This is a genomic window from Polycladomyces zharkentensis, assembly GCF_016938855.1.
Taxonomy (GTDB): domain Bacteria; phylum Bacillota; class Bacilli; order Thermoactinomycetales; family JIR-001; genus Polycladomyces; species Polycladomyces zharkentensis.
The window spans coordinates 44,165-61,965 of the sequence record NZ_JAFHAP010000016.1; the positions used below are offsets into that span (position 1 = coordinate 44,165).

A 17,801-nucleotide genomic window follows, 5' to 3' on the forward strand; every position below is an offset into this window, starting at 1 on the left:
AATTGTGTCCTTCTAAATGCTATCATTCGCTTACGATAAAGTTGCATCGTTGCATCTTAGTCAAAAGAGGTGAAGCTAATGCACGCAATTGTGTCGTTGTTGGATGAACATCATTATCAACAGGTTGAGAACCTTTGGGCAGAGCTACGTAACAAATTCGGATTGGATGGAATATACAAGACTCCGTATCCGCACTTCTCCTATCAAATTGCGGAAGAGTATGATTTTCAAAGGGTCGAAGATGAATTGAAACGCCTATCTAGACAAATCCCATCATTCTCTATTCGAACAAGTGGATTAGGTATCTTTACGGGTACTGATCCCGTATTATACGTGCCCATCGTCAGGTCGAGTCTTCTGGACAGTATACACAGAACTCTTTTGACGAGAATATCTAACGCTGCAAACAAAACATCCCCATATTATGGGCCTGATCACTGGATACCCCATATAACAATCGCCCAATGGAATTTAGACAAGAATTTACTATCTAAGGCAATCTCTTATGTGTACGACTACAACTTTTACTGGACTATACAAGTAAACAACTTCGCTATCATCGAAGATGACGGCAAGCGTCAATTCATCAAGTAGCGCTTTGATTTACACTAACATCAGGAAATACATTCACACGCAAATACTAAAAACAACATTTCCACGAACAGAGCGTTTTTTATTACTCCCCTTGATGAGGAGACCACCCATACCTTTTCACACATCGCCGAAATACACATAAATGATCCCAGGTCAGCCAGACGCAACCCTTACAATGGTCTTTGGTCACTCTTATCCTCATCAACTTCAATGCCTATCGATTTCTTTTTGGTGGGTTGCACGGGATTCGAACCCGTGACCGTTGGCCATCCTTGGCCCTCCATGCAACCCATAATAAAAAAAGACCCATACGGGTCAGCGAATCATGGCTCGCCCTTTGCATCCTCAACCGCCGTCATCCAAGAGGAAGAAACCGATGGCACGTGGTCGTTATCAAGAGAAATCGGCATAGTATTTTGGGGCCTGTGGCCCTGGGAGAGGGTTGTTGCCCGGTTGCCCTCTCATCCGGGTGAAGCGGGGATAGCGATGAGCGTCAGTGACGGAGGAAATTCACCTCCGTTGTATATTTTTGTCCCCGCTCCAAACACCTACATATTGCGATGAATCGCCCAACCATCCCTGATACCATGTTAACACCGAAAAACGGGTAATTGGTGCCAGAAGGTTGCCAAAAAGTTGCCAAATAGGGCCATTGTTGTGCTCCTGATTTGTCAGACACAGCCTAGTAACCGAATCCAACTTCAGCAAAGACAAAGATCGTAGCGATGACCAACAGGAAAATCAAAAGACGACACAGCCCAATACTAAGCAAAGCTCATCCCACTCCTCCTTTCCTACAAAAAACTTTATTCGTCCTCTTTTTCTTTAGGGAACCGCTAACGTCATAGTCAAGGTACATAATTACGTTTGGGATATTTATCTTTTCAAAAAAATGCACATATTACTGTAAACTATTGCCCTTCCACAAAAAAGAACATTAGAATAACTTATCCTCAGGAAACGAAAGGGGGAGTTTTAAAAAATGTCCACCACTTCTTTGCCTATTTTGAGAGGAATTAATATCCGCGGTTTAATGACACAATTGTTGAAATTCATTCCCATGCCCAAGGCGATTCAATCGATAATGGGTTTTTGGAAAAACATCCAACCGATATGGAATATATGTAAGAGGTTTCTTAGCTTTTTTAGGAAATAGTAAAACCGGCTTGTCAGCTCCAGGTGCTTCCCTATAGCTCTTGAATTAACCGATCAGACGATCGGTTTTTTCGTCTTTAGTTTGGGCCTCAATGCAAAGGCGAAAACCCTTGCCCATAGGGCGGGGGTTAACTTTTGACTCATTACGACGACCCTCGCCCCTTATTTTGTTGGAGGGATTGAGTCTTTGGGACAACGTCAAGTCATATGAGCCGAGAGTGGCCTACTCATTATATATCGGGCACAGAAGGGGAAATCATACTACGCAAAAATTCATAATGGATAAAGATGGTTGTACACGAACAAACATTTCGTAATGAATTATTACTAATAAAAAAGACCGCTAAATGCGGTCGATTGATACAGGCGGTTGGAGAAACCTTATTTAGTCTTTGTCTCTTTGTGTCTTTCTGTGATCATGTTTTTCTCTAACATCAATATCAATATCAATGTCAATAATGTTGGTATTTTTGTCTTTGTTGTCATTGTCATCATCGTGTCTTTTGAAAAAATCTTTTTTTCGATCTTTCCGATCATGGTCTTTCCGATCATCATCTTTTTTCCAATCATTATTCCAAAATTCCATGATATCACCTCCTAGTTGTTTTTGGAACTGGATTTACTAGAAGTAGTCTCTTCAAAGAAACATCAACAAAGTGAACCTCCTGTATCTTTTGCTATATTGTATTCGGTTAATACAATACTGTTTAGACTTCTTAACTAGGGTAAAAGTATATTTTTTTGTAATCGGTGTTTGTCCTTTTCCAACTTGGGTTTCTTCTAATCGCGGGATAAGCTATTTTCCTTCCTACTAAGTACGGTTGGCTCAGGATTATCCGGAAACAACTGACTATACTAGGACAGAGCGCCCGGCCGTTTAAATTAAATTCAACGCTATAGCCAGTTTATCCAATGCCCGTCTTTTGATCCGGTAATAGGTTCGCTTACTCCAACCAAGCTTATCGCAAACAATCATGTCGTCCGCAGGTGATTGATCCATATACCGCTTTTCGATTATATACCGCTCATCCAGATTCAAGACCAACAATGCCCGCTCAATCTGTTGGAGTCTGACCATCTTGGTAGCCCGGATGATGGCATAAAGTTCCGTGGTGGATTGGTGGTATTCGCTATGCCCACGGCTCACCGACTCCTCATACAGCGGGGTGCAGGAGGGGAACAGATTCCCAAGGCCCTCCCGCTCCAATTGTCGTTCGTTTTCTATAGCCGCTTTTAGGACCGGGTACTCCCTTAACAAACGCTCCACCTGCCGCCGGTAAGACGGCTTTTTATATTTAACAACAGGCGCGTTTTTCGGTGCCGCTCCCACTTTTTTCACTCCTTTTTGTGATTGGCTACTGGCTGTAACCGGCCATTCTTTCTATGTAACGGCAAACACTGAATCCCGTAGCCCTTACTGGCTCTTACTTTCACCCACTAGTTTTCCCTAGTATATCGATATCAGCCTTGGTCGCGCGTATCTTAAAAGGGTTAAACATCGGCTAAAACGTTCATGATGATAATGCACACCTAGGTTACCCAATCACCTAGGTAGTGCCCCCTGGTTCCACCTTTTGAGGACGAGGCTACACTAATGTGTGGTCTCGTCAGTTATTTTTACCTTACGTTAAGCCTATTTTTTATCACCCCTTGGTCCAAACCAACATAATATTGTCACGTGCCTAACACCCCTTTTTACTCACCTTCAGGTGGGCTTTATCCACAAATTATTCACATTTTATACACAGATCTGTACTAATCAGAACATAAGATGAATACTTTAATAATCCCGGTTCTCCCCTAGGAGCTTCATGGGCCGATCAGACGATCGGTTTTTTTTCGCCTGTAATTGATGAATTTTTTTCATTGAATTGGGCAACACATTAACGGGGCTAAAAGTACATTGTTAAGGCCTCGATGCAAAGGCGAATCCCCTGCCCGATGGGCGGGGGAAACTTTTTAGCCCATTTTTATCAACAACATTTGACTGCCACATATCCTGCATATGTCTCATGACGACGCCTCGCCTACCATCCTCGGTAGGTTTTTTTCATCATACCTGCCTCCTACCTTCTTCGTTCGCGCTCTTACTCATTTCGCTGCCCCCTCGCTTGATCACAAAATTTCCTTCCCAAAATATTTCTTATGCCTTTCTGCCACTTTCCGCCTCATCTCTTTAAAAAGCCCTTCGGTTGCTTGGTCCAAAAATTCACGTCGGGACAACCCCCGTCTAATCCGAATCGGTTCAAGCAGGAACTCTTCCAGATACCGCCGCCGTCCCATCAACTGCATAAGTTTTTGACATGGGTATCGGTCTTTCATGATCCCGTCTCCCCTTAATCCGCAAGCATCGCAAACGCATAATCAAAGCCCATCAGCAACATAACAATTTCGTCTTCCTCTTCTTTTCTCACCCATCTAAACACTCCACCAAGGAAAAGCAGGAGGGAAAGGATGTTAAGCATCTTTTTCCGTGGCCTCCCTTATTGCTCGTAAGATTTGATAGGCCACCTGTGGAACAATCGCGTTCCCCAGTGCCTTGAGCCGTGGAACTCTGTTTGTTACTCCTGTGGCAACCCGGGGCGGCTCCCAGTCGTGTTGAACTGATCCAAAAGCGGCGGGCCATCGGTGTCCGTCCAACCAATCGGAAAGCCCATCAGTGCTTCGACCCATTCGGCGTTGAGTTTGCCGGAATGACCGCTCCTGATCACCGCTCCCGGGATCGAGTCCCAATCTTTCATTGACGGTGGGAGAGTTGAATTTTTCCCATCGTTCGCTCTTGGTGTCGGCCACAGTTTCACCGCCGTCTGGATATTCGGGCCACCCTTGCCGTGTTTGCCGGCTCCTGTGTGACAATTCGCGTGAGGTGTGGGCCACAATCCAGACCCGATCCCGTCTATGTGGGGCGCCGACGGCACAAGCTGGTATAATAAACGTCCGCGTTTCGTAATCTTCGTTTTCCAAGTCATCGATGATGAGGTCGAGGGCCAGTTTGACAAATCCAACAACGTTTTCGATAAGTACCCAAGGGGGTCGAAGTTCTCGGACGATCCGATACATTTCCGGCCAGAGGTGTCGTTCGTCGTTGATTCCCCGCTTTTTGCCCGCGACTGAGAATGGTTGACAAGGTGGGCCACCGCAAATAAGTCCAATTGTACGGTCATCGTCTATCACCCCGTCCTTTTCTAATCTCTCCCGGGTGATTTCCCGAACGTCTTTATAAATCGGAACCTGTGGCCAGTGGCGGGAAAGTACCTGCCGGCAATACGGGTCAATTTCGCAGAAAGCGACCGTCTTGATACCAGCCCAGTGCGCAGCCAAGGAAAACCCACCGATACCGGAAAACAGGTCTAACATCCTCAACCCGTGGCCACCTCTTTTTCGGGTGTGTATTTGGTGACTGTTACCTGTACTTGTTCTTTTTGTGGTGTTGTTACGTAGTGCTTCCGGGCGTGGATTTCAGCCACTTGCCTGTCATCACTCCATGCGATGCCGTTCAGCGCGTCCAAGATGATCTTTTGCATGTTGTCAATGTCGCCTTCCTTGCCATATTTCAGGAGGTAAATATCCATTTTCACAGCCACAGGACCATCAAAGCGTGGAACCTTCGCCGCTTTCGCTGCCCAGGCGACATCATGACGGTATGACATGTACCGAAGTACCTTAGGCGAACGCTTACCACGATACGTCATCCGAGGAGCCGGAACGCACCGGCCCGCAACGGTGAAAGTAAATCGGTTCATCGTAACCACCACCCCATCGTCAGATATCCCAGTAAGTCCACAACAACTCAAACCGGATCGTTTTCCCTTGCTCCTGGCATTTTGGGCAACATGGCCAATTCATCACTCGATATTCCGGGATCGTAACAACCTCTTTGCACTCTGGGCACTGATAGACACCATACAGGATCAAATCCATATCATCCGGTCCGACACCTTCAAGAATCATCGTTTTACCCTCCTCCCATACACTCCACCCGGTCGTGGTTTAATGAACCCTTTCCTAGTTCGATCCATGATGAGGATGGCCACCTCGTCCGGGTCTCTCATGCATGCGTTGGCAATATCCCAGATAGAAAACCCTGCGTTCCACATCCGCTCAATGTCGGGAATCTCGGCTTCATCCCAGAAGAAATTGAAATCCAAATCATCCAAGGCGATGTATATTTTCCGCCGCTGGATCGCCAACGGTGTAACGGTTCCGGTCGGCCCATAGATCACCGCTCCCTCATCCGGTAGTCATCGCCCTTCACTTGGAGGAAAAAATCTTTCGCCATCCCGGACAGCCGAGAAAATGCCGCCGGTCCGATCTTTTCGCTTAGTGTCATCGGGTCCTCATTGGAGCTAAACAGGATGGGACGCCGCGCTTTGTATCGTTCGTTGATAATCTGGTAATATAAATCCTCTTTCGTCTCGCTGTATTTGCTCTTTCCGATGTCGTCCCATACAAGAACCGGTGCTTGTACCACTGCACCCATCAACCGGTTAAACTCAATTCCTCCATCATCGATCCGTTTGGAGTTAACCAATTCGTTCATAAACACTGTGTCCGAGATACAAAGGACCGCGTAACCCCGTCGGATCAATTCTTTCGCCGCTGCCATCTGAAGATGGGTCTTGCCAAGACCGTAGCTGTTATAAATCCGTTCGTACTCCGCCCGCTTTCGCAGATCACCAATCCGTCGGATTTGTTGCTCCCCCACTTCGGCCACAAATCCCATACTGTTCGCCTTGGTGTCTTTGATCTCATCAAAACGGGCCAGGTACTCCTTGGTCATCTGCAAAAGTTCCTGTTGTACAGGCGTTTCGACTTTGTAGTTGTCCAGCCGAGCGTCCACAAACTCTTCCGGGATCATGGCGTTTCTCATCCGGCGTTGGAGCCGTTTCCGCTTAAGGCAGGAACACGGCCTAGCCGTCCAACCGTCGATGATCCATTCTCGATCCTTGCAAATCTGGCACTCAACCGCCGACTCTGCGCCCGAAGTTTGCGTATTTCCCGAAGTTGATGATAGGCGTTTCATCTTTTCGATCCGTTCCATAATGTCCTTGATAGCCAACACCACGACCGCCTCCCCGTTCTTGTTCTTTTCTCATTCGGTTCATCAAGACATGGAATTGCTTGCGTAACTTTGACGGCGATTGTACGTTGTCTTGCCAGAAATCATCTTGTGTCACCCAGTCGATGACTTCTTTTATCTCTTGTTTGGTCCGTCCATCTATCTCATGGATCTTTCGAAAATCATCCGCCCATGTTTGGATGTTTCCTCGGAATATATAGCCAAGGACGTTCTCCTCTATCTTCTGCCTGAAATAGACGGCCATTTTGTAATAGGGTGAGTCCTCATCATATACTCGGCGCTGTTTGCGACGAGTATTATTTATATCTTTCTTGTCATTCTTATCATTCTTATCATTCTTGTTTATGTCCGTTGATTGTTTCTTTATTGGGTGTTCATTGTTACCCTCTTCGTCTTTCGATTGGTAAACCTCCCAATTTATCAGCGTTATTAATGTGTAACCATTGTTACCCTTGCGCCCTGTTATATTGATCATGCCTTGCTGTTTCATCCAATCGAGAATGGACTTGATAGTCTTCGGGTTCGGTTCCTTCCATTTGCCGTTTTCATACCAACCAACACCTTGGGCGATCTGCCTGATCGACGTCATATGCTGACCACGGCGAATAGTTATTTTGCTTCCATCTTTCATAGGAATCGATTTATCTTGGTGATTAGCCTTGTATTTCAGCCACTGCCACACCCGATGATAAAGTGGAGGCATTAGCCAAATATCGCTTTCCAGTTCCTTTCTGTGATCCTTGATGTATCCGGTCACTTCTCTCCCTCCTGCTTGTGGGGGATGGGCGGTGTGGCCGCCCGTTATCCGATCCGTTTCAACTCTCGTGCGTAGATAATCCCGATCGTGTCGGTGTTGTAGACCAATTCCTCGCCGTGCTTTTTAGTCCAAAGAACCCGAAACCGTTTCCCGTTTGCCAGTTCCACCACATCGCCAGGGTTCAGATAGTTCATCCCGAAATGTCCCTCGAAGTGATATTCCGCCTTGTATTTCATCCGTGATCACCTCATTCGAAGGTTAATTCTCCCTGTTCAAATTCAGTTTCCTCAATCTCCACCGGTACATAGATCGCGCAGTTTCTACCGGTTACGCTACATTTCCGCTTCCCGGCCACTCGGATCAATCCGGCCTGCATTAACTCCGTCAATCGCGGATGGACAAAATTGCGTTCCGGGCGCGGGAAATAACCCTTTTCAAACATCTTCTTGGCCAGCTCGTTAGCCGTAATCATCGGAGACTCATACAGTTCCAACATCACGTCATATTGCCGCTGGCCAAGTGACTCTAGGATCTGATAAAATGATTCTCGTCGAGTTTCTTTCGTAATTGGATGCATTTTATCAGCTCCTTTCGTTTTGCCGGGCCATGGCCCGGCTTATTCTTCGTCTATTAGTTCTGGCTCTTCACCGTTTAAAATCACACGTTCGCATTCAACGCACATATCATGTTTATCTGTCCAAAACACATCACCAATCGTACAAACAGGGCATTTTTTGATGGGTTGCACCAACATCCCCACTCGCTCCTTTTGTGGTTGTTATGCCGGGCGCGTGGCCCGGCTTGCTTTGCATCTCTGAATCGCCCGACTTAGAGGTATCCAGAAAGAACGTCCTCTTTATCTACCCATCGCCTTACCACCGGTTTCAATTGCACCCATAATGTCCACCAGTGGCCACACAGCTGGCATTCCAGTTCTACCGGTAACTCGTAATCCAGAAAATCCTTTAGGTTATAGTCCTCTAGTCTGTACTCGTCATTTTCTTTGCATTTTGGGCATTGCAGGATTAAATTCATTTGTTGTCGCCCCTTTCTGATGATGCCGAGTGCGTGGCCCGGCAGTCGTTCATCGAATATAAGCGGAGTTGTATTCTTCCTCGTCCTTTTTCTTCGCCTCGATCAGCTTGACCGCACAATCATGACAGCAAGCGTGAAATTCGCTCCAATAGAAACCCGAATATTCCTCCATGTCTGGCACACGCAACTTTATGCTGATCCATTTATAAGGCAGCCCCACATTTCCATCGATAGCCGGGTCCTTGTCCAAACGACCGCATGCGTCACATTGAAAGAAAGTTCCTGTCATGGTATCTCCTCCATTTTGGTGGTATGTACCGGGCATTGCGGCGGCCCGGCTCGCCGTGATATAATCAGGCCGATACTTTTTTTAGAAGTCTTTTTAGACGTGAGATTTCACGGAGCCGCCAATTAATGTCTTGGCGGATTTTTTCTTCCTGCTCCTCATCAGCCCACAAAAGTCGGCGTGTTTCTTCTTGGATGAGCCGCTCATGTGCTTTGATGTCTTCCGCTGGGTCTTCGATTTCACCAATCATCCAGCTTTCGTACACCATTCCGATCATCCCCCTTACGGTTTCATCAGTTCGCAGGCTTCTTCAAAGGCCACAGCCGCCAATTGATCGTCGGTTAGTTGTCTCAGGTCTTTGTCGGTGTATCCCAGTTGTTTTAGGAAGTTGACCAAGTTGGGTTTTATGTTGGGCATCACCGATTCATCGCCTCCTTAATTTCCTCGTCAGTGATCGGTGCGTTTGGGTCAATCACTTCCACTTCCGGCAGGTCTTCCACAGCGGACTCAATCGCCTTTTCCCCAATCAGTTGGACCAGTTCCGGGCCACTCATTTGTTCCATCAAATCAATTAGTTCCTTGGCTTCCTGTTTGGTCAGCTCTTTTGTGCTTTCTTTGCCGGTCTGATACTTGACCAGCTTTTTAATCTGCTCGTCCGTCAGTTTCTTTTCGTTCCGTCCCATAGCGAAAATCTTTCTGCGTTGTGCATCTGTAGCCAACCCCTGCGGTCCTTGCGGTTGCTGCGTGTGTTGTTGCTGATGTTGCCGTGTTTGTTGTGCGATGTATTCACGCTCGTTTATCTCCTCGGCGGAAACTTCTCCGAATCCCACAAGGTCCAGGATTGCGCGGTTTTTAGCGCGGGTGATAGCATGCGCCCGGATGTTGTGAATCGTCCGTTGCTTTTCGGTCTTTTCCTCAAACCCACACGATCCGTCCGCCTCTTGGTAAGCACCGGTGGCCAAGTGAGTGGCGCGTGCTTTGGCCAGCCATGCGATGATCTTTCCGTTTTTGTCATACAGCGGTTCGTCTTGGATGATTTCGCATGAGACGTTGAAGAAGCGTTGAACCTTGCGGACAAAAGATTTTTTCGGGTGTTGCTTGTCGCCGATTTGTTGGAAGTCTTCCGGTGATCCAAGGCGGTGTTTTAGTTCCTGATATTGCTGGAATGCTTGAAGCGCTTGCTCCACTGTCCCTGCTGGCATGATCATCTGATTTTGTTGTTGCTGTTTAACGGCCAGTTTGGTTTGTTCGCTCATTGGTCATCCTCCTCATCTTGCCCTCCCCTCCATCCCGTGGTAGGATGAAGGGGAAAGCTCTTTGTTTTGGTGTTTTTTGTCCGCTCGTTACCGGGCGGGCTTTTCATTTTTGGCCACTCGTTGGCGTGCGCTTTCCAGGATCAGCAGGACCCAACGACGGGTGATCGGGATCGCCAACCATTCGCGCGGCTTGATTTTCATCGTTGTTCACCTCCTGAGGCTTGTTTCGCCATTTCCTCTTGCTTGATACGGATAAGGACTTTGTAAACCCAAGGGATTAAGACTTCACGCACTTTGTCCGGCGGAATCACGATCCGCTCAACTCGTTTACCAGTCCACGGGAAGACTTTTTGCTCAACTTGCTTGGTGTTGGTCACCTTTTTCCACTCCCTTTTGTTCCGTTTTGTCCCTAAACATATCAAAAAAACTCTGGTCAAAAGGAATGTCTAATGCTTTGGATATGTTCATTATTTGGTCAATGTTTAAATCTCTTTTTCCTCGTTCAATCTTGCTATAATGCGATCGTGTAAGCCCTGCGCGTTTTGCTACTTCCGCTTGTGTTAATCCAAGTGCCATTCGTCTCTTTCGCATTCCCCACCTCATTGACGTCACCTCTTTTCGGGACGTTTTGGAACAATTTCTGATTTTATTATAGGGACGTTTCGTCACTAAGTCAACAACTTTTTAGCCATTTCGGAACAAAAATCCCCTTGTGTACAAAATGGCTCCGTAGGTTATAATGTTTGAGGAAAGGGGGACATAATGTCACATGAAATTTGGAGATCGAATTGCGCTATTAAGAGAAAAAGCAGGTTTAACACAGGAGCAATTGGCACAAAAAATTGGCATTTCAAGAGCAGCATTGGCGAAGTATGAAAAAAGCCGTCGTGAACCAGATTTTGAGACGTTGGATAAAATTGCCGACTTCTTTAATGTCAGCGTTGACTACTTGTTGGGTAGAAATAAGGAACGGGAAAAAGAAACAATAGATATTAAAGAAGCATTAGAAAACAAATCAAAAGTAGCCACGTGGGAAGGAAAAGAATTGACAGAGGAACAACGCCAAGCACTAAAGGAAATTTTCGCCGTGATCCGAGACAAACTATTGGAGGAATCGGCGGGAAAGGAAGGCAAGGGGATAAGGGCGGAAACGGCGATTTAAGGCCCTGATCCCCCCTCGCAAATCGATTGTATTTTTCGATATGTTTTGAGAGTGATTTTCCCTTTAAACAACAAATATCTTGAAATCTCCTCTATGTATAACGCGTTTCCGTTAAATTCGGTTAAATCGGCAATGTCTAGCAGGATGGCTTCTAATTTATCATGATACAAGGCTAACAAACCACCGTTGATCAATAGGTGGTTGTTTTTGATCTTCATTATAAACCATCCCCTCTTTAGTACTTTATTTGTATACTTTATTCTAATAAAGGTCTATTTTTTTACCTCTTTGAAATATGTCTTTATTTTTATTATACTAATTTATCCATAGGAACATTTGTTCGTATTATACCACGAACAGGAGATAGATGAAATATGCTTGCTAGGATCTATGTTCGCGTGAGTACAGATGAACAGGCACGGGAAGGGTTCAGCCTTGCCGCTCAGGAGGAACGGTGTAGGCAGTTCGCCCAGTCGCAAGGCTGGGAAGTAGATGAGGTATATTGCGACGATGGATATAGCGCAAAAGACTTAAATCGACCGGCCATCCAGCGAGCGATCCGGGACGTGAAAGCGAAAAAATTCGATGTGTTGGTGGTCTACCGCTTAGATCGGCTCGTCCGGTCAGTTACTGATCTTCATTACTTGCTGAACATATTTAGTGAGTATGGAGTGAAGTTTAAGTCAGTTACGGAAGTTTTCGACACCACAACGGCCATGGGTCGGTTCTTTATTACTTTGGTCGGCGCCATGAGCCAATGGGAGCGGGAAAACCTATCCGAGCGGATCAAAATGGGATTAGAGCGGCGGTTTATGGAAGGTAATCGCCACGGCCATGCCCCATTTGGGTATGATGATGTCGATGGTCGTCTGGTAGTCAATCGAGATGAGGCGGCCATTGTCCGCTGGATATTTGAACAGTATAAGCGCCACGGCATGAACAAAATTGCCCACAAATTAAACCAACAAGGGATCAAAACCAAAACGGGGGTACAATGGCAAGACGCTCAGATTTATTACATATTGACCAATCCGGTTTATATAGGACAGATTCGTTACCATGTCAAAAAAGGCCATCCTATCACGATGACATCCGATCACGAACCGATCATTAGCGAAGAGGAGTTTTATCAAACACAACAATTGATTAAGAAACGGTCAAGGTGGGATTCCGCAAAGGCATTAACCAGTGATTACCCATTTTCTGGCGTCTTGGTATGTGGCAAGTGTGGGCACTTTATGTATGGAGGAAAACAAAAAAATAAAACAGGTTTTTACTATATTTACCGATGCTCCGGTAGGTTCAAGAAAGGAATCTGTGATGCCCCGATCATCCCCGAAAATAAGGTAGTCCAAGCCCTCTTTGAAAAACTTGATTGGATCGCCGAGGACATCGAAAAGCCAGAGGAGGAACAGGAAACCCGCATTAGTCCGCAAATACGCATAAAACAGATTGAGGCGGAACTTGAAAGGATCAAGAAACGGCGTAAAAAGTGGCAAGAAGCATATGCAAATGACGTAATCACATTGGAGGAATTGAGAGAAAGAACCCAGGAAGACAGGAAACGAGAGGAACAACTTAAAGCAGAATTAGAATCAATACCGCAAACGGAAACACAACCAAAAATCTCGCATGATGAGTTTTTAGAGGCATTAAAGAATCTTCGTTATGTGTGGAAACACGCAACACGGCGTGAACAAAAAGAAATGATCCACTCTTTATTTAGTATGTTGGCTATAATAAGAGAAGGAAATAGAGCAGAAAATCGGGCAATCATTACGAATTACCGTCTGTCATGAAGGAATTTGGCGAAAAAGTACGTCAGGGCAACTTAATGTGTACTTTCATCAAACTAGGTTCTCCAGGTTTCGGAAAATTCCCGCCCCCGATCAGTCCGGCTTGGGAAATAGTATGATGGGGCGATCGAAACGGCCGTCGCCGGTCCAGACGGGGATGACCGGCAAACAAACCGGCAATACTGCGGATTTTTGTAACCTCCAATGCTTCATCCACATCCATTAACGGCAGGATCGAGGGAATGCGGCGGGCCAGCATCGTTTTGCCCGAACCAGGCGGACCAATCAACAACAGGTTGTGCATGCCGGCCGCCGCCACTTCCATCGCTCGTTTCACATGCTTTTGTCCACGGACATCGGCAAAGTCTTCCCAAGCGTGATCAGCCTCTTCCGCTGATGGGTGGATCGGGTAATCCGGCAGATTCTCGCCTCGCAACACAGCAGCCGCTTGCGCCAATGATGCCACCGGGACGATGTCGATCCCCTCGACCAGCATCGCTTCCGCCGCATTCTCCCGCGCGACGATCACCCGTCGAAATTCCCGTTCCTTGGCGGCGATTACCATCGGCAGCACACCCGTAACCGGGCGGATCGAACCATCCAAAGCCAATTCACCCAACATCATTGTATCCGTTGCCGCTTCCGACGGCAGCTGACCACTGGCGCTCATCACCCCCAGTGCGATCGCCAAATCGAATCCTGATCCTTCCTTTTTCAAATCGGCGGGTGCAAGGTTTGTCGTGATCCGTTGCAGTGGGAACTGCGCCCCGCTGTTTTTTACAGCGGCCCGAACGCGATCGCGCGATTCGCGTACCGCCGAATCGGGAAGTCCGACGATATCAAATGCGGGCAACCCGTTGCTGATGTCCACTTCCACTTCCACGACGTAACCGTCGATACCGATAACCGTGCAACTGTAAAGTTTGGCGTACATACGCTCCTCCAACAATAGAAAAATGAGTCAAATATGGATATAATTCGAAAAACAAACCATAAATCCTTCCCTTTTCGTAAATTTCGTTATGAGTCATAAAGAAAAGCGGATCAATTTTGTGAATACCGGATGAACCCAGCATGTGCCAACGTATGGTACACTAGTTTCTAGAAAGCCATTTATGACGGATAAACGTCACGACAACCCGCTGACACCTGTCGTGGCAGCGTCTGTTCGCCTCGATGAAAAAGGAAGTAGCATCCGAAGGAGGTACAGTGGGGATGTTTTTCAAAATCAAGCGTTGGTTCGGACCGGAAGAAACGGAGGAGTTGAAGAAGACACGCCGAACAGCAACAGAATCGGAAGCTTCCGAAGATGCCGCGGCCGAGTCACCTGATTCGAAATACGATTCTGACCGCTATGCGGTACATATGGAGTTTTTCCTTTATAACCCCAAAAGCCAGGAACAAGCCACATACACCGAACAAGATATCCATCGTTACCCGATGATGGGTTTCACGTTGCATTTTTTGAACCAAAAAACACGCCAAAACCGTCCGGACTGGCTGAGCTGGTTGTTGGGCGGCTTGGAGAAGACCCTGGAAACAATGAAGGTCTCCTATTATCAAATGGATGAAACGGAGCTGTACAGTTTATTTGTTGACCTGAAGCTGTATCCGCAAACCGAAGTGAAAAAAACGATCTACCTGGTGTTCCAACAGTTGTACCAATGGTATGTCCGGGGGAACGATCAAGTCTCCGTCCGCGTTCACATCGGGGGAGACGAATTGTATCAGGAACTCCTTGCACATCATCTGGAAGCCGTGTGACTTGCTCCAAACGGCTGCAGCACCAAGAACATCCCTTTGGTCGCCGTGCGGGCAAATCACAAACGCTAAAGCCGGTCCCTGTTGAAGGAACCGGCTTTTTTGGAGATTTCGGCTTTATTTTTCTGTTTGATGGGTTAAAACCGCTTCAGCGCCGAGCTCGGCTTCGATGCGGGAGACTTTGGAAGACTCAGCCATACGCCAGTAGACGATGAAGCTCACGGCAATACAGGCAGCTACGTAGTAGTAGAAGAGTGACTCGTAGCCAATACTCTTGCACCATAACGCGATGAACTCCGCCGTCCCGCCGAACACCGCCACGGTGACTCCGTAGGGGAAACCCACGCCAAGGGCACGGACTTCTGTTGGGAAGAGCTCGGCTTTCACGATTGCATTAATCGAAGTGTAACCGGTAACAATGATGAGCCCCGCCATCATGAGCAAGAAAGCACCGATCGGGTTCTTTGCCTGTTCCAGAATCAGGAACAATGGTACCGTCAGTAACGTTCCGAGGATACCGAAACTCATCAACAGCGGGCGCCGCCCAACCCGGTCGGACAGCATGCCGGCGAGAGGTTGAAGTACGGCGAATACCAGCAGGGCAACAAAGTTGATCCAACTGACGACCTCCTTGGGAAGTCCCACAGTATTCACCATGAATTTCTGTAAATACGTCGTGTAGGTATAGAAGGCGACCGTTCCGCCGAGCGTAAGTCCGACTACTGTCAGCACTGCCTTGGGGTGCTTCATCAAAGCCCGAATCGTTCCAGCGTCAGCCCGGCTTTCAGAACCCATTTTTGAGAACTGCTCTGATTCGTCCATCGTTCGGCGCAGCCACAATACGACCAATGCCCCCATTGCTCCGATAACGAAGGGAATACGCCAGCCCCAGGACTTCATATCGGATTCACTGAGTATTTGTTGGAGGATGATTTGAATACCCATTGCCACCAGCTGTCCCGCAATCAGTGTGACGTACTGGAAGCTCGAGTAGAATCCGCGGCGGCCGCTGCTGGCCATTTCGGACAGGTACGTTGCCGAGGTTCCATATTCTCCGCCCAGAGACAATCCTTGGAGAAGACGTGCGAGAACCAGAATAATGGGAGCCAACACGCCAATGGTGTCATAACCAGGCGTGCAGGCAATAATCAGAGAGCCCCCGGCCATGACGGAGACAGAAAGCGTCAAGGCAGCACGGCGGCCGTGACGATCGGCGTATCGGCCCAGCAGCAGGCTCCCTATGGGGCGCATCAGGAAGCCGACGGCGAAGATCGCCGCTGTGTCAAGCAGTTGGCTTGTCGTGTCTCCCTTTGGGAAGAACTCGGATGAGAAATAAACCGCGAATGCAGTATAGACGTACCAGTCGTACCATTCGATCAGATTGCCCACTGAACCTTTGAAGATGTTGCCTACGATGCGTCGCGTCTTTGAGCGCTCAATGGGTTGAGTCATTGTGAAATCCTCCTCTTGAATGACGCTGCTTCATTGACCTCGTCAACACTCAGATGCTTTGATTACGACCAGAAACCCTATTTCCTTTCAAATCATATCATTCATCATTTGGAAGCGAAAGTTTGGAATTAGTAGTGAAGAGATTACTACATGTATATTCCGAAAATTTTGTGCAAACATCAACCAAACAGCCCCGGTATGGTGACCATTGTTTTGGTCAAAATGTCGTTGCTTCGCCAAGTGTCGATTCCTCACATAGACAGAATGGATTCCCCGGTATTGAAATGACTCATGTGTGCGTTCCACTCCGTGATGGGTCGGCTCTGGAGATCCAGTTTATGGACGACAGTATCTCCCGGCTGTATCAGAATCCATCAGACAGCGAAACTGGTGCGGTCAGTGATGCGATTGCCAAATACTGTTGGATCCGTTCATTCACTCTTGAACTGCTCCGACTCCCTGATCTGTTTCTTCAATTTCCTGATGCAACGCGGGCACCCGTGCGTCACCAAACACTTTCCCCATGTCCTTCCCTCCGTGACGTTTCTGTTTTCATGATAAATGAAATTTGGAGAAAGTAACAAGGGAAAGTGAGAGACGCCATTTTCGGCCGGCCAATCTCCTGCCCGGCCGGATTTGCATGGTAAAACCGATCGTTCGACCAATAATTAGCAATTTGAATAACCGTTTACAATCTGTTTCCGATCACATATAATACAGAAAAAGGAACATATATTCGGTTTGTTTGTTGAGGCTGGAATGTCATGTCGTTCTTACGAAATAAAGGAGATGGTTTTGGTGAAAATTTCAAATCAAAAAAATTACTACTTTTTTCATGTTCGATGGTAAGGCTGAAGAAGCAATGAATTTTTATACTTCCTTTTTTGATCATTCAGAAATATTGAGTATTACTCGTTATGGAGCGAACGAAGATGGTGAAGAGGGGACCGTGAAACATGCTACCTTTTCACTATGCGGACAAGCGTTTATGTGTATCGATAGCAGCGTGAAGCATGAGTTTTCATCTTCAATAGGCGCAGAAGACCCCGAACCTCTACAGGTCGGGGAGGAATGCGCCCTCCCTCCTTTCTATTGACAAACAAGTTTCAATAGATTGCTACAAGTTATTGAAGAAAGGTGGTGAAAGAAAGTATGGAGGTTACTATCACTGCTAAGATAAAGATCCTTCCTGGTGAGGAACAGAAAGATCTTTTGCTGAAAACAATTCGAGCGATTAAAGATGGACTGAACTATGTCTCAGAAGTCGTATATGAAACCAAAGTTCTTGGTCAGGCAAAACTAATTAAAATGACTTACGAAGAACTGCGACTTGGATATGGTCTCCGATCCCAAATGGCTCAAAGTGTAGCCAGGGCTGTCATCGCAAGGTACAAGACTGTCAAATCAAACGGTCATCAATGGACGAAAATCCATTTTAAGAAACCGGAGTATGATTTGGTTTGGAAT

The 17,801-nt window shown here is 46.9% G+C and carries 24 protein-coding genes, 1 tRNA gene and 2 pseudogenes; 6 read left to right on the plus strand and 21 right to left on the minus strand.

The genetic code is table 11. The features are described from left to right. Nucleotides 1-78: 78 nt before the first annotated feature. Nucleotides 79-594 (plus strand): 2'-5' RNA ligase family protein, encoded by a 516-nt coding sequence (locus tag JQC72_RS14900; RefSeq protein ID WP_205497023.1) that lies wholly within the window; start codon nt 79-81, stop codon nt 592-594. Between the two features lie 229 nt (nt 595-823). On the opposite strand, the gene JQC72_RS14905 is transcribed toward JQC72_RS14900, so the two are convergent. The 18 genes from JQC72_RS14905 to JQC72_RS14980 form a co-directional block, all read right to left on the minus strand. After that, nucleotides 824-885 (minus strand) — tRNA-OTHER (locus JQC72_RS14905). 1,249 nt (nt 886-2,134) lie between these two features. Continuing rightward, nucleotides 2,135-2,335, minus strand: coding sequence for a hypothetical protein (locus JQC72_RS14910; RefSeq protein WP_205497025.1), 201 nt, complete (start codon nt 2,333-2,335; stop codon nt 2,135-2,137). A gap of 291 nt (nt 2,336-2,626) precedes the next feature. Further along, nucleotides 2,627-3,079 carry an ArpU family phage packaging/lysis transcriptional regulator gene (locus tag JQC72_RS14915; RefSeq protein ID WP_205497027.1) on the minus strand — a complete coding sequence of 151 codons (453 nt, stop codon included), beginning with the start codon at nt 3,077-3,079 and terminating at the stop codon, nt 2,627-2,629. Between the two features lie 1,006 nt (nt 3,080-4,085). Then, nucleotides 4,086-4,214 carry a hypothetical protein gene (locus JQC72_RS16645; protein WP_302104902.1) on the minus strand — a complete coding sequence of 43 codons (129 nt, stop codon included), beginning with the start codon at nt 4,212-4,214 and terminating at the stop codon, nt 4,086-4,088. Next, the gene (locus JQC72_RS14920; RefSeq protein WP_302104903.1) at nt 4,207-5,106 is read right to left on the minus strand and encodes a DNA cytosine methyltransferase; all 900 of its coding nucleotides are present in this window, start codon (nt 5,104-5,106) and stop codon (nt 4,207-4,209) included. Before JQC72_RS14920 ends, JQC72_RS16645 begins: the two co-directional genes overlap by 8 nt. Before the next feature lie 2 nt (nt 5,107-5,108). Beyond that, entirely contained in the window at nt 5,109-5,492 is a 384-nt protein-coding gene (locus tag JQC72_RS14925; protein WP_205497031.1) for a RusA family crossover junction endodeoxyribonuclease, read from the minus strand. Nucleotides 5,493-5,696: 204 nt separating this feature from the next. After that, complete coding sequence (locus tag JQC72_RS14930; RefSeq protein ID WP_205497033.1) at nt 5,697-5,972, minus strand: helix-turn-helix domain-containing protein; 276 nt, start codon at nt 5,970-5,972, stop codon at nt 5,697-5,699. After that, nucleotides 5,969-6,607 carry an ATP-binding protein gene (locus JQC72_RS14935; protein ID WP_302104904.1) on the minus strand — a complete coding sequence of 213 codons (639 nt, stop codon included), beginning with the start codon at nt 6,605-6,607 and terminating at the stop codon, nt 5,969-5,971. Before JQC72_RS14935 ends, JQC72_RS14930 begins: the two co-directional genes overlap by 4 nt. A 103-nt stretch (nt 6,608-6,710) precedes the next feature. Further along, entirely contained in the window at nt 6,711-7,586 is an 876-nt protein-coding gene (locus JQC72_RS14940; protein WP_205497036.1) for a phage replication protein O, read from the minus strand. A 44-nt stretch (nt 7,587-7,630) separates the two neighbouring features. Continuing rightward, nucleotides 7,631-7,822, minus strand: a complete 192-nt coding sequence (locus JQC72_RS14945; RefSeq protein ID WP_205497038.1) for a hypothetical protein — start codon at nt 7,820-7,822, stop codon at nt 7,631-7,633. An 11-nt stretch (nt 7,823-7,833) separates the two neighbouring features. After that, complete coding sequence (locus JQC72_RS14950) at nt 7,834-8,163, minus strand: hypothetical protein (RefSeq protein WP_205497040.1); 330 nt, start codon at nt 8,161-8,163, stop codon at nt 7,834-7,836. A 39-nt stretch (nt 8,164-8,202) separates the two neighbouring features. Further along, complete coding sequence (locus JQC72_RS14955; RefSeq protein ID WP_205497042.1) at nt 8,203-8,340, minus strand: hypothetical protein; 138 nt, start codon at nt 8,338-8,340, stop codon at nt 8,203-8,205. 330 nt (nt 8,341-8,670) lie between these two features. Further along, complete coding sequence (locus JQC72_RS14960; RefSeq protein WP_205497044.1) at nt 8,671-8,910, minus strand: hypothetical protein; 240 nt, start codon at nt 8,908-8,910, stop codon at nt 8,671-8,673. A 64-nt stretch (nt 8,911-8,974) separates the two neighbouring features. Next, nucleotides 8,975-9,184 carry a hypothetical protein gene (locus JQC72_RS14965; protein ID WP_205497046.1) on the minus strand — a complete coding sequence of 70 codons (210 nt, stop codon included), beginning with the start codon at nt 9,182-9,184 and terminating at the stop codon, nt 8,975-8,977. 5 nt (nt 9,185-9,189) lie between these two features. Then, nucleotides 9,190-9,324 (minus strand): hypothetical protein, encoded by a 135-nt coding sequence (locus JQC72_RS16650; protein WP_302104907.1) that lies wholly within the window; start codon nt 9,322-9,324, stop codon nt 9,190-9,192. After that, complete coding sequence (locus JQC72_RS14970) at nt 9,324-10,163, minus strand: hypothetical protein (RefSeq protein WP_205497048.1); 840 nt, start codon at nt 10,161-10,163, stop codon at nt 9,324-9,326. The genes JQC72_RS16650 and JQC72_RS14970 overlap by 1 nt, the downstream gene beginning before the upstream one ends. Before the next feature lie 197 nt (nt 10,164-10,360). Further along, nucleotides 10,361-10,540: a hypothetical protein gene (locus JQC72_RS14975; protein WP_205497050.1), complete on the minus strand. Its 180-nt coding sequence runs from the start codon at nt 10,538-10,540 to the stop codon at nt 10,361-10,363. Further along, nucleotides 10,518-10,754 carry a helix-turn-helix domain-containing protein gene (locus JQC72_RS14980; protein ID WP_205497052.1) on the minus strand — a complete coding sequence of 79 codons (237 nt, stop codon included), beginning with the start codon at nt 10,752-10,754 and terminating at the stop codon, nt 10,518-10,520. The genes JQC72_RS14975 and JQC72_RS14980 overlap by 23 nt, the downstream gene beginning before the upstream one ends. Nucleotides 10,755-10,932: 178 nt before the next feature. On the opposite strand from JQC72_RS14980, the gene JQC72_RS14985 reads away from it, so the two are divergent. Continuing rightward, nucleotides 10,933-11,325, plus strand: coding sequence for a helix-turn-helix domain-containing protein (locus JQC72_RS14985; RefSeq protein ID WP_205497054.1), 393 nt, complete (start codon nt 10,933-10,935; stop codon nt 11,323-11,325). On the opposite strand, the gene JQC72_RS14990 is transcribed toward JQC72_RS14985, so the two are convergent. Beyond that, nucleotides 11,322-11,543 (minus strand): hypothetical protein, encoded by a 222-nt coding sequence (locus JQC72_RS14990; RefSeq protein ID WP_205497057.1) that lies wholly within the window; start codon nt 11,541-11,543, stop codon nt 11,322-11,324. The two genes, JQC72_RS14985 and JQC72_RS14990, sit on opposite strands and share 4 nt — an antisense overlap. Nucleotides 11,544-11,723: 180 nt before the next feature. Here JQC72_RS14990 and JQC72_RS14995 point away from each other — a divergent pair, with 180 nt between their 5' ends. Then, the gene (locus JQC72_RS14995) at nt 11,724-13,124 is read left to right on the plus strand and encodes a recombinase family protein (protein ID WP_205497059.1); all 1,401 of its coding nucleotides are present in this window, start codon (nt 11,724-11,726) and stop codon (nt 13,122-13,124) included. 22 nt (nt 13,125-13,146) lie between these two features. Here JQC72_RS14995 and JQC72_RS15000 read toward each other — a convergent pair whose 3' ends face one another. Next, the gene (locus JQC72_RS15000) at nt 13,147-14,055 is read right to left on the minus strand and encodes a YifB family Mg chelatase-like AAA ATPase (protein ID WP_205497061.1); all 909 of its coding nucleotides are present in this window, start codon (nt 14,053-14,055) and stop codon (nt 13,147-13,149) included. A gap of 281 nt (nt 14,056-14,336) precedes the next feature. Between JQC72_RS15000 and JQC72_RS15005 the strand changes: the two genes are divergently transcribed. Continuing rightward, nucleotides 14,337-14,885 carry a hypothetical protein gene (locus tag JQC72_RS15005; protein ID WP_205497062.1) on the plus strand — a complete coding sequence of 183 codons (549 nt, stop codon included), beginning with the start codon at nt 14,337-14,339 and terminating at the stop codon, nt 14,883-14,885. A 114-nt stretch (nt 14,886-14,999) separates the two neighbouring features. On the opposite strand, the gene JQC72_RS15010 is transcribed toward JQC72_RS15005, so the two are convergent. Further along, nucleotides 15,000-16,334, minus strand: coding sequence for an MFS transporter (locus tag JQC72_RS15010; RefSeq protein WP_205497064.1), 1,335 nt, complete (start codon nt 16,332-16,334; stop codon nt 15,000-15,002). Between the two features lie 811 nt (nt 16,335-17,145). On the opposite strand from JQC72_RS15010, the pseudogene JQC72_RS15015 reads away from it, so the two are divergent. Continuing rightward, a pseudogene (locus tag JQC72_RS15015) lies at nt 17,146-17,358 on the plus strand (VOC family protein); the annotation flags it as partial. Nucleotides 17,359-17,486: 128 nt separating this feature from the next. Continuing rightward, nucleotides 17,487-17,801, plus strand: a pseudogene (locus JQC72_RS15020) (RNA-guided endonuclease InsQ/TnpB family protein); the annotation flags it as partial.